Genomic DNA, 11,311 nt, shown 5'->3' on the forward strand with positions numbered 1-11,311 from the left:
GTTTTGATTGTAGTACAGGAGCTTATGTACCGCTCGACTTTCAATGAACGCTTGTACTCCGTTTGCTCCTTGCAATTCGTCGTTTAGGCGTTTTGCTAAAATTTTAGGTATCAGACTTAGGACTAGTTGATGACACGTTGTGGTATATAAGCTGATTTTTGTGGGGAAAAATAACATTGATAAAATAAAACTCTGTTATGATTACAGACTCCAATCCAGTACGCGCTCACGAGTTGGCTATGAAATCTACCGCAGACAATACAACACGACACCCCTCACCTTTTTTGAACTCTGTTCCCAAAAGTTTGCTTTTAGGCTTGTTGACAGCCAGTCTGATGAGCGTTGGTATGTCTGCACAAGCAGGTGGCGGCGAATACTGTGGCTCTAACTTTTCGTTAGACAATCGCTACTACAATGCCTGTCAGATTAACTTCCCCACCTTAGATACTGGCAATGACACCCAAACCAATTTGTATTTATTACTTGCCGATAAGGGCTTAATCACCTTTGATGAGCCTGACACGCTACATACCAGCGGTTATTATTATGACTTTCCGCTTAACTTACGCACATTAAAGCACGCGGCAGTAAATCAAGTACAAAATCCCAATCAGTCTTTTTTAGAGCCCTCTGAAACCAGCAATTATGCTGAGTACTGTAATAGCTTTTATACAGGTAAAACAGCGCTAGAAAACGCGCTAACACTAGATCAGGCATTAACCCCAAAAGAGCGCGCACAACTGATGCAATTTCGTGACGCCATTCGCAGTGAGTGTGCCGATTCATTTGATGATGAGGCCGCTGCGCTCAAAGAGACTGCTACTTTTCCGTTAAAGTGGTCTGTCCACGCACAGCCCTACGCGGACTACATCATGGCGACACAACTGTTTTATTTGGGCAAAAAATCAGACTTTGATAGCGCGCATAACCTATATAGCGCGTTGACCACGCTTGATGCGGGGGATAATGCAGGACGCGCTTGGCTGCTCGATACGGTCAACTATATGCTGATTCGCACAGGTATCAATCGTATTTATCAGCAAGGCGCGCAAGATTATTTTTATGACCATAAAACGGTTGACCCAAGACTGTTTGCCAGCACGCAAAGCGCCATCAATACTTATCTCAGCCGCTTTAAAAAAGGGCAGTATACGGCATCCGCTCGCGGATTACAGCGCCGACTCTATTGGCTGTCAGGGAAGCAAGAACAATTGGTTGATGAAATAGAATGGCAAATTGAGCATACAAAGTCATGGGCCTTTAACCTAGACAGTCGCCGCTTGCCAGAAGAGATTGAGAGACGATTGTTTTTTCCAGATAGTGATAAACAAGTCGATATCAATGTACTTAATGACCCCATATTGCTGACCAGTTTTGCCTTATATCGTCTACGACCCGCCAGCAACTTCATGAACACCAAACCCATAACATTGGCAGCGCTTGAGCGTCTAAAGCCCAAGTTTAAAGGCAGTATGGACTTGTATCAGTATCTGATCGCGACCTATTATTTTGTACAAGAAAATAATCCAAAACGCGCCCTAACCTATTTGCCCACCGCTACGCCAACGGGTAAGCTGTCTTATACTCAATTTAGCCAATACGCTTTAAAAGCAAAAGCATTACAGCAACTCGGGCGCACCGATGAAGCCAATACCCTATGGCAGCAGCTACATACCTTGCCCAAGCAGCCGTTTCAAAACACCGTTACTGAACTGGCATTAGCACTGCATGCTGACAAGACCAATGATTACCGTTCATTGTTTACTGATACCAGCATACAATCACAAGCCTTAAAGATGCGCGTCATCAAATATTCAGCCGACCCTACCTTGCTAAAGCAAATTGCAGACAATCATGCAAATACAAACGCACTGGGTGCTGAGGCGCGTTACGCGCTGCTCGCCAAATCACTGATACATGGACGCTACGACGATTATTTAACCTACCAGCAGCGTTATTTGCCAAAGGACGCCCAAAAATATCAGGGCTATAGCAGTAAGGATGAGACCTTAAAGCACCTCCCTACTTTTAGTCAATTTAACTGGCAAGGTAAACACATCAGCCCTCATATCAAGTGTCAAAACTTGACAACCACGGTGACGCGCCTCAGTAAACGCCCTAACGACAGACTACAAACCTTGTGTCTGACCGAGTTTATGTATGATACCGATTTGACCAGCTACCTCGATGACTACGACAAAGAGTTTCGCTATATTGTTGACGATGATCCAAGCGAGCCCTATCCGTACTTGAGTGACGTCCCCAGTCGCTTCGCAGGTCAAACGCTCAACAGACTCGATATCTACCGCGCCATATTTACAGACAGTCAAGATGACGAGCTGTCCGCCTATGCGCTGCATCGTGCCATAGGCTGTTTTGCCAGCTCGGGTAACAACCAGTGCGGTGATAAGCAGGTTGATTTGTCCGTGCGCAAAGCATGGTTTAAACGTCTCAAATCTGACTTTAGCCAAACCACTTGGGCAAAAAACCAAAAGTACTACTGGTAAATGTGGTGGGCTACTGGTGTGAGTAATTATCTACAAAAGTATCAGCGATTTACGTTTAAGCGATGGCTGTTAGGCTTGCTGGGTCTGGGTATTATTATGTTTGCCGCTTTGGTTTACTATCAAGGTGCAAGCCGTTTTCCATCTGCGCCATCTAAGCAGATAACGCAGATACCATTACAGGATAGTGATGCCAGTAAAATTAGCTCTATTACCATGCCCACGAACACTACCAATATCCAAGCCAATGATTACCAGCAGTTTTGGCTGTGGACAGCGCCCAAAGACAGTACCAAGCTCAGCCAAGCGCATACGTTGTATCTATTACAAGGTGAGATACGTGCGCCCAACATGCCCTATTATCGCCCCGATACCCGTGACAATGATGCTCAGGCATTACCAGCGACATTGATAACGCAGGGACTAGGTGTGCGACCTTTACGCGGTAAAAAAATGTGGCTGGTCTACCGTGCGACCAGTCAGACGTGGTCTGAGGACGTCATGCCACAGCTTATAAAGCGCTTAGAGCAATGGCAACGCGCAGGCAATCACGTCATGGGTATCCAAATAGATTATGATGCGCCAACCTACCGATTGGGCGAATACGCCGCTTTGCTTAAGCAGATTCGTCAGCAGCTGCCCGCGCAGTATCAACTCAGTGTGACAGGTCTGCTGGACTGGTCAAACCAAGCCGAAGACTCTCAGTTTATTCAGCTTAATGACGCCATCGACGAGCTGGTGATACAAACTTATCAGGGCACGACCACCTTGACGAATTATGCGCAGCACCTCATACGGCTAAAAGACCTGCCCTTTGATTTTAAAGTGGGCATCATTGAAGGTGGTCAATGGCAAGGGGCTGCATTTTTAGAAGACAATCCACACTTTCAAGGTTATGTGGTGTTCTTGCGCTAAAAAATAAAAAAACTCAGCACTTAGGCTGAGTTTTTCTTCATCATAATTACAACTTCATAGGATTAAGCCAAGTCACGAACCTTTGGCTCACGCTCCCATAGACGAGATTTTGCATTCTCTACAAAGCTGTCAAGCTCAGCGAGCGGTGTGACAAACTCATCTTTTTCTACAGGAAGTTTACTTAAGATAAACTCATCCGTTGCACCGCAATAAGCAATGGCTTTACAGTGTACATAAGCATCAGTGAACCAATCTAGCGTTGAGCTATCCTCCGCCAGTTTCTTAGCTTGCTCTGGCATGATGATACTGACCACCGCATCGAAGAATACAGAGGGTGCGCCAGCGACACGCTCATCTGCTTGGATACGCGTATCGTCGTCAAGCTTGACTTCTTTACTCGGCGCAACGATTTTTACCATCCCGCCCTGAGCATTAATAGCATCTTCAAACTTCTTAACTTGCTCATGGTTTGATCCTTCAGCAACTAAGATACCAACCAAGCGGCCTTTTAGTGATTTAGGTGTACGGCCGATGGTTTGTACAGCCTCTGATGTCGCCATGTCCTGTACAGGAGCTGCCGCATCAGCAGGCTCTGGCAACTCCATACCCAAGGCAGTTGCCACGCGCTTGGCCAAATCTTCATCGATATGCAGCAGGTGGCCGAGCATACGGGTACGTACATGAGGAGTATCTACTTTACCCAGCTCAAATGCGTAGGCCGTCGCAATATGTGCCTGCTCAGCTGGGGTTTGACTGCGATAAAACATACGCGGCTGGCTATAATGGTCTGCAAAGCTCTCTGCGCGAATACGGCCTTTTACGTTATCATCTAAGCGCTCTGCATACGACTCAAAGCCCTTTTTAACGCTTTCACGTGGACGGTCTAGATCTAGACTTTGAGGCTCATAAAGAACACGAGTCTTAGGCACTTGCATTTGCATATGACCGTCTTGCTGGTTATTTGCAAATGGGCATTTAGGCGCATTAATAGGAATTTGCGCGAAGTTTGGTGAGCCCAAGCGCGACAACTGAGTATCTAAATAACTAAATAGACGACCTTGTAGTAGAGGATCATTACTAAAATCGATACCAGGCGGCAGATGTGACGGACAAAATGCTACTTGTTCCGTTTCTGCAAAAAAGTTATCTGGGTTACGGTTTAAGACCATTTTACCGATGATTTTAACAGGCACCATCTCTTCTGGAATCAGTTTGGTCGCATCTAGATGGTCAAATGGAAACTCATTGGCTTCTTCTTCAGTAAATAACTGAACACCAAACTCCCATTCAAAATACATACCGTTCTCTATCGCTTCATACATGTCACGGCGGTTATAATCAGGGTCAGCACCAGATATTTTTACCGCTTCATCCCAAGTAAGCGACTGTACACCTGCTACTGGCTTCCAATGAAAACGTACAAAGGTACTTTTGCCGTCTTTGTTAATCAAACGATAGCTATGAATACCAAAACCTTCCATCATGCTAAAGCTACGCGGCAATGCACGATCACTCATCAGCCAAATCAGGTTATGCATCGTCTCTGGGCTTAGCGAGACAAAGTCCCAAAAGGTATCGTGGGCAGAAGCCGCTTGCGGAAAGCCGCGGTCTGGCTCCGGCTTGACTGCATGAATGAGATCAGGAAACTTAATAGCATCTTGAATAAAGAAAATCGGCATATTATTACCAACGATATCCCAATTACCTTCTTCGGTATAAATTTTTACCGCAAAGCCGCGGACATCGCGAGGCGTATCTTTTGAGCCTTTATTGCCCGCCACGGTCGAAAAACGAGTAAATAAAGGTGTCTGCTTCCCTGTTTCTGTAAGAATTTTGGCGGTCGTATATTCTTCTAACGATTCAGTTAATTCAAAATAACCATGCGCCGCACTACCGCGAGCATGGACGATACGCTCAGGGATACGCTCATGGTCAAAATGGTTGATTTTTTCACGCAGGACAAAATCTTCTAGCAAAGTTGGCCCACGTGCGCCAGCTTTTAATGAGTTTTGGTTATCAGAAATCGCAACGCCTTGCTGCGTCGTTAAAACTTTACCACCATCGTCTGCACGCTGGTGCGTCTCGCCACCATGTCCACGTTCAATATTCATGTTATTTGCGGGGTCAGTATGATCAAGATGCTTTTTCATAATATATCCTAGCTGATGAATGAAATGGCCTCTGATGAGACTATCCAAAGCGCGTAAACCCAGTATTTATATCCTTGTATCTATATAGTAACTTCGACTGTCGCTTCATGTTTTATGGGTTACGCGGCGGTTGATGATTTAACTTTTTATTGTTGCTCTCTCGCTACTATGACTGGCAGTGCCAACCGTTCGCAATGTCAACCACTAGCATTGCCAACCATGGTACTCATCACTCATCTTACTTAAAAACTTTGCGATTTATGTCACATATATCGTGAAGCTTGTTGATTTTTGGTTAAACCAACGAGCCAAACTATTAGCACATTACTATCATCAAATATATTGCTAAGTCCTTAACGCTCATGGCAGCGCTCTTTGGATTTCTTGCCTCAAGAATATCGATAGCGTTCGGGCTGATTATCAGTTAAATTATAAGGACAGGCATAAAATAAAGTCAGCCAGCATCAAAGCTGTGGCAAACACTAGCGGCGAGTTCTGATCAAGCAAAATTTTTATAACCATCGCTTATAGCCATCATAAAAGGCTTGATGCATCACTTTGTATAAGGCGGTTCGTAACTGTATTTACGGGCCGTTTTTATTCATCCGTCTAGGGCGTATTGTTCGTTAAGTAAGGAAAATAGCCATATCCAAGCTTTATTGGATATACTCCCTAGTTATAGACAAGGAAGACAGTTATGTTATTAGATAACGACGTATTGCGTGCGCGCATTCGTTTATTAGGATCGTTTTTAGGTGAGGCCATCTCTCGCCAATCTGGGCAACAAACCTTAGACACCATCGAGACCTTGCGCCAAGGTTTTATCCAAGAGCGCCGCGAGCATAACGACGGACAAAAACAACAACTTATCGAGCTCATCGCCTCGCTAGACAATCAAACACTAAAAAACGTCATTCGCGCATTTTCTATTTACTTTTTTTTGGCAAATTTGACCGAAGAAAACTACTTACGTGAGCAGCGGCAAGTGATGCGCGCAGAGTCCAACCAAAGCTGGGAAGGCTCTTTTCGCCGTACTTTATCAGAATGCCGTGAGCGCCAGATCGAACCTGAACAAATCAAAGAGCTCATTGATCAGCTAAAATTTATCCCAGTCTTTACCGCGCACCCTACCGAGGCGCGTCGCCGTACGACGATGAATATCTTGCAAACGCTATATGAGCACACCGATGCCATGGGTGTCTATCCTGAGGGCAGTCGCGCCTTTGAACAGGCCAAACAAAAAACCGCAGAAACCATTGATCTACTATGGTCATCAGATGAGGTGCGGACTCGTAAACCCTTAGTCTATGATGAGATTAATAATGGCCTGCATTATTTTGATGCCAGTCTTTTTACCGCCATACCGAAAGTCTATCGCAATATCAAAGACGCAATCGTAGAGATTTATCCAGAGCTTAGTGACTATGCGCTGCCCGCTTTTGTCAATTTTGGCTCTTGGATCGGCGGCGATAGAGATGGCAACCCCTTCGTCACTCATGAGACCACAGAAATGGCCGTGTTGATGCATGCCAATACCGTGCTGCGCCATTACCAAGTATTGATCCGAAAGCTGCGCCGCGAGCTGATTCATAGCGATAGCATCGTCACCATCGCGCCCGAGATTTATGAGCGAATTAAAGACTATAGCGAGCTGGATCAGCAGGTGTTTTGTTATAACCCTGATGACTACAATCATGAGCCATACCGTAGATTGTTATCACTCATCCTTGCCAAAATAAAAGCCACCAACCAGTATATCCAAAGCCAAGGCACAGACGACAATGCAGCAAAAGACGCGTACTTATCGCCGGCCGCACTGTTAGATGACTTACGCCTTATCCGCAAGAGCGTCAACACGCATGATAGCGCCCATGCCGAAGGGCTACTGCTAGATACCATCCGCTTGGTCAAAACCTGCGGCTTTCATCTGGCCGCGCTCGATATTCGCCAAGACTCAGGCTATCATGGCGAGGTCATTGCCGATATTTTTGCCAATGCCTCCAACTTGCCTGATTACAAGGCGCTAAGCGAAGCAGAGCGCCAAGAGTGGCTGACCCGCCTACTACAAAAACCAGGCACACCGCTGATTTATACCGATAATTTAAGCGAGCAAACCCGTGAGCAGCTGGCATTGATGCAGTCGGTGGCCAAACTGCGCAAACTGGTCGGCGACGATACTTTTGGCAGCTACGTCATCTCGATGACCAATAACGCCAGTCAACTACTAGAAGTACTGCTGCTAATGCGTTTTGCGGGTTTGTCTGGCATCAATGACGACGGACACTTATTTGCCGCCTTGCCGGTAGCGCCACTGTTTGAAACCATCGAAGACCTCAAAAACATCGATAAAATCATGCCAACGGTACTGGACAACCCCCTGTATCGCGAGCTACTTGAGCACTCAGGCAATATTCAAGAGATTATGCTGGGCTACTCCGACTCTTCTAAAGACGGCGGCATTATCACCTCGGCTTGGCAGCTGTATAGCGCCCAGCAAACCATCACTCGTATTGCCAACCAATACGGCATCAGCACCCGTCTGTTCCATGGCCGCGGCGGCTCTGTCAGTCGCGGCGGCGGCTCAACTCATCAGGCCATTGCCGCGCAGCCTGCTGGTACATTAAACGGACAAATCAAGTTTACTGAGCAAGGCGAAGTGCTCTATGCCAAATACGCTAATCCAGATACAGCAGTGTTTGAGCTGACCATGGGTATCACAGGCGCACTAAAAGCCAGCTCGTCACGCTTTGTGGCGCAGCCGGCCCAGCTCGATAGCTATGAAGCACTGTTTGCAGATTTAGCCGATGCAGGTGAGCAGCAATATCGAGCATTGACGGATAATACAGACGGGTTTTATCAGTTTTACTCCGAGGCCACGCCCGTACAAGAGATCTCTTTGCTAAATATCGGCTCGCGCCCTGCCCACCGCAAAAAAGGCTTGCCAAGCAAATCAACAATTCGGGCGATACCTTGGGTGTTTGGCTGGTCATTGGCCCGCTTTACCCTTCCTGCGTGGTATGGCGTGGGCACGGCATTAGAGAGTGTCAAACAAAACGAAGGACTGATGAAAGAGATGAATAAAAACTGGCCGTTTTTTAGCGCCTTTATCAGCAATATCGAAATGGCTTTTACCAAATCGGAGATGAATATCGCCCACGCCTACAGTCAGCTGTGCAAAGACGAGCGCTTACGCACACAAGTCATGCAGGCTGTCGAGCACGAGCACGCGCTTACTCACTCTGGCCTAAACTCCCTGCTCGAGCAAACCTCATTATTGTCCACGCAGCAAGAGCTGGCAGCGTCTTTACAATGGCGCAATGCTTACTTAGACCCGATCAACTATATCCAAATCGAGCTGCTCAAACGCATGCGCCAACCTGATAATAAGGATGCTAAAAGTACCGATAAACTGGCGGTAGAAGACCCACTAATTCGCAGTATCAATGCCCTTGCAGCAGGACTACGTAATACTGGTTAGAACTTGATACTGATATTAAAACGCAAATAACCGCTGACTTAGTTAGCGGTTATTTTTTGAAAAACTAAAATTTGGTTGTTCGCTGGCATCTGATATTGAGTTATTAAGGTTAAATGGTGAGTGTTGGCTAAAGCAATGATATCTTCTTTATGCCGGATACCGCTATCAGCATCACGCTGGCGCAAACTGCTATCAAACTGCTGGTTGCTCGCACTGGTATAGCGTCCGTTTTCATTAAATGGTCCGTAAACAATCAGCTTGCCGTCTAACGGTAATGCTTCTCCGACCAACTCAAACAACCTCTCAACCAAAGGCCAAGCAATAATGTGTAAAGTATTGGCAGTAAAAATAGCGTCGTAAGGTTCGCCAGTATTAGTTTTTGGAATAGAATCTGTTAACAAATTAAAAGCCAACGGTGCATACAGGTTTGATGCGGGATAGGCATCATGCCAAGCTTGTATCACCTGATGATTATCAGTTACATCGCTGGTTTGCCAGTGCAGATGCGGCAAATTTGGCGCGAAATACACACTATGCTGACCGGTTCCTGAGCCTACTTCTAATACATGAGTAGAGTCTTGCAGTTCTTTTTGTAGTACTTCTAGGATAGGTGCTTTATTATTTTCACAAGCTTGTGAAAAAGGTAGTCTATCTTGGCTACTAATATCCGCATTACCTAAGTTATTTTTATTCATAATACTATCTTAATAAAGGTTCAATAAATCAGTCTAATAAATACCGGCTTCCACTCCAGCAGCTAGCGTCATCGCAAGCTCTTCCACTTGCTCCACAAACACCTCTTGCCAATCACCTTTTAAAATAAGCGTATCTTGAATTTGATTCCAGCGCAAACCAGTAATAATCGTTTTCATAGCCAGTTTAGTTCCCGTCCCATCAAACCCAGCGCGAATATATAATGCAAAAGGCAGCCCCTGTTTGTGCTCTAATACCGCGTAATAACAGCGATCGAAGAAGTCTTTGGTCAGCCCTGCCATATAAGACAAATTCTCAGTCGTACCTAACAATAAGGCATCGGCTGCGAGTATATCTTCAGGCTGCGTATCCTGTGGTGCTTTGAGAACCACGTTGATATCTATATCAGGGTGATTGGCACCGTCATGAGCGGCTTGCGCCAACTTTTTAGTATTCGGTGATGGTGCATGCGCGACGATAAGCAAGGTTTTGGTAGCCATATTAATCACCGTTATAAAATATATCAGTTCTTAGAATGAATAGTCACCTTTTGCATGATATCAGGATGAATACTTTTCGCAACCGGACAAGTCAGTGCTGTGTTATAAAATATCTTTTGCGTTTTTTCATCTAGCTGTTGATTAAAAGAGATAGCAACATGTATTTCACTGACGCGCCTTGGATCAGCTGTCATCACTTTGGTCACCTCAGCGGTAGTACCTGCAAGGTCGACATTTATATCACGCGCTTTAATCCCAATGATCGTTAGCATACAGCTGGCTAAGCTCGTCGCTAACAAATCAGTCGGTGAAAAAGCTTCACCCTTGCCATGATTGTCAGTGGGTGCATCTGTAATAATTTGATTGTTTGATTGCAAGTGAATAGCACTATAGTCTAATCCAAATAAAACCGATACAATCCTATTAACAATTGCATTTAATGAAATGAACCATGACTTATTCAATAGACTATCGCAAACAGGTACTTTTTAGCATCGCTGATGGTATGACCATACGAGAAGCTGCGCTATTTTATGGACTTAGCACCAGCACCATTCACAGCTGGCAGCAGAACCTAGCTCCTAAAACAACCAGAAATAAAGCACCAACTAAAATACCTGATGACGCATTGCTTGAAGACGTAAAAAGATACCCAGATGATTATAACTATGAAAGAGCTCGTCGCTTGAACTGTAGTCAAACGGGTATCTTTAATGCTTTAAAGCGTCTTGGTATCAGTCAAAAAAAAGACCTTAGAACATCCAAAAGCGTGTCCGATAAAAAGAGCGGTATTCCAGAGTAGGCTTGATCGCTTTACGCAGCAAGGCTACCCCATTGTCTATATGGATGAAAGCGGCTTTGAGGCTGAAACCATTCGTACTCATGGCTATGCACCGATTGGTAAACCCTGTATCGATAGCTACAACTGGCAAGCAAAAAAGCGAACGAATGTCATCGGAGCTCTCTATGAAAAGATGCTGTTTGCCCTTGATTACTTTGAGCAGAACATCAATAGCAATATATTTTATGACTGGTGTAAGCTCACACTTATTCCAAGTCTTAAAACTAAAT

Annotated in this window: 9 protein-coding genes; 5 read left to right on the forward strand and 4 right to left on the reverse strand. The window is 45.3% G+C overall.

Features of this window, described 5'->3' with window-relative positions; genetic code table 11:
• Positions 1–347 precede the first annotated feature (347 nt).
• Positions 348–2,507, forward strand: a complete 2,160-nt coding sequence (locus tag JMX98_RS04835; RefSeq protein ID WP_201585009.1) for a hypothetical protein — start codon at positions 348–350, stop codon at positions 2,505–2,507.
• Between the two features lie 18 nt (positions 2,508–2,525).
• Positions 2,526–3,419, forward strand: a complete 894-nt coding sequence (locus JMX98_RS04840) for a DUF3142 domain-containing protein (RefSeq protein WP_201585011.1) — start codon at positions 2,526–2,528, stop codon at positions 3,417–3,419.
• Positions 3,420–3,481: 62 nt separating this feature from the next.
• Here JMX98_RS04840 and JMX98_RS04845 read toward each other — a convergent pair whose 3' ends face one another.
• Positions 3,482–5,569, reverse strand: coding sequence for a catalase (locus JMX98_RS04845; protein WP_201585013.1), 2,088 nt, complete (start codon positions 5,567–5,569; stop codon positions 3,482–3,484).
• A 697-nt stretch (positions 5,570–6,266) separates the two neighbouring features.
• Here JMX98_RS04845 and ppc point away from each other — a divergent pair.
• A complete protein-coding gene (ppc, locus tag JMX98_RS04850) occupies positions 6,267–9,047 on the forward strand; it encodes a phosphoenolpyruvate carboxylase (protein WP_201585015.1) in 2,781 nt (926 codons plus the stop codon).
• 38 nt (positions 9,048–9,085) lie between these two features.
• Here ppc and JMX98_RS04855 read toward each other — a convergent pair whose 3' ends face one another.
• The 3 genes from JMX98_RS04855 to JMX98_RS04865 are packed head-to-tail and all read right to left on the reverse strand — an operon-like array spanning position 9,086 to position 10,671.
• Entirely contained in the window at positions 9,086–9,742 is a 657-nt protein-coding gene (locus JMX98_RS04855) for a DUF938 domain-containing protein (RefSeq protein WP_201585018.1), read from the reverse strand.
• 33 nt (positions 9,743–9,775) lie between these two features.
• Positions 9,776–10,240, reverse strand: a complete 465-nt coding sequence (locus tag JMX98_RS04860) for a flavodoxin family protein (protein ID WP_201585020.1) — start codon at positions 10,238–10,240, stop codon at positions 9,776–9,778.
• A 23-nt stretch (positions 10,241–10,263) separates the two neighbouring features.
• Entirely contained in the window at positions 10,264–10,671 is a 408-nt protein-coding gene (locus JMX98_RS04865) for an OsmC family protein (protein WP_201585025.1), read from the reverse strand.
• Positions 10,672–10,691: 20 nt separating this feature from the next.
• On the opposite strand from JMX98_RS04865, the gene JMX98_RS04870 reads away from it, so the two are divergent.
• Positions 10,692–11,042, forward strand: coding sequence for an IS630 transposase-related protein (locus JMX98_RS04870; RefSeq protein ID WP_201585021.1), 351 nt, complete (start codon positions 10,692–10,694; stop codon positions 11,040–11,042).
• 40 nt (positions 11,043–11,082) lie between these two features.
• Positions 11,083–11,311 (forward strand): transposase (locus JMX98_RS04875; protein ID WP_201585022.1); only part of this gene is annotated, 229 nt, incomplete at its 3' end.

The sequence above is a fragment of the Psychrobacter sp. HII-4 genome, from assembly GCF_904846595.1.
GTDB classification, from domain to species: domain Bacteria; phylum Pseudomonadota; class Gammaproteobacteria; order Pseudomonadales; family Moraxellaceae; genus Psychrobacter; species Psychrobacter celer.

Excerpts from the sequence above, each read along its gene's own strand:
- ppc (WP_201585015.1), top strand. The coding sequence starts at position 6,267 with ATGTTATTAGATAACGACGTATTGCGTGCGCGCATTCGTTTATTAGGA.
- JMX98_RS04845 (WP_201585013.1), bottom strand. The coding sequence starts at position 5,569 with ATGAAAAAGCATCTTGATCATACTGACCCCGCAAATAACATGAATATT.
- JMX98_RS04870 (WP_201585021.1), top strand. The coding sequence starts at position 10,692 with ATGACTTATTCAATAGACTATCGCAAACAGGTACTTTTTAGCATCGCT.
- JMX98_RS04855 (WP_201585018.1), bottom strand. The coding sequence starts at position 9,742 with ATGAATAAAAATAACTTAGGTAATGCGGATATTAGTAGCCAAGATAGA.
- JMX98_RS04860 (WP_201585020.1), bottom strand. The coding sequence starts at position 10,240 with ATGGCTACCAAAACCTTGCTTATCGTCGCGCATGCACCATCACCGAAT.
- JMX98_RS04835 (WP_201585009.1), top strand. The coding sequence starts at position 348 with ATGTCTGCACAAGCAGGTGGCGGCGAATACTGTGGCTCTAACTTTTCG.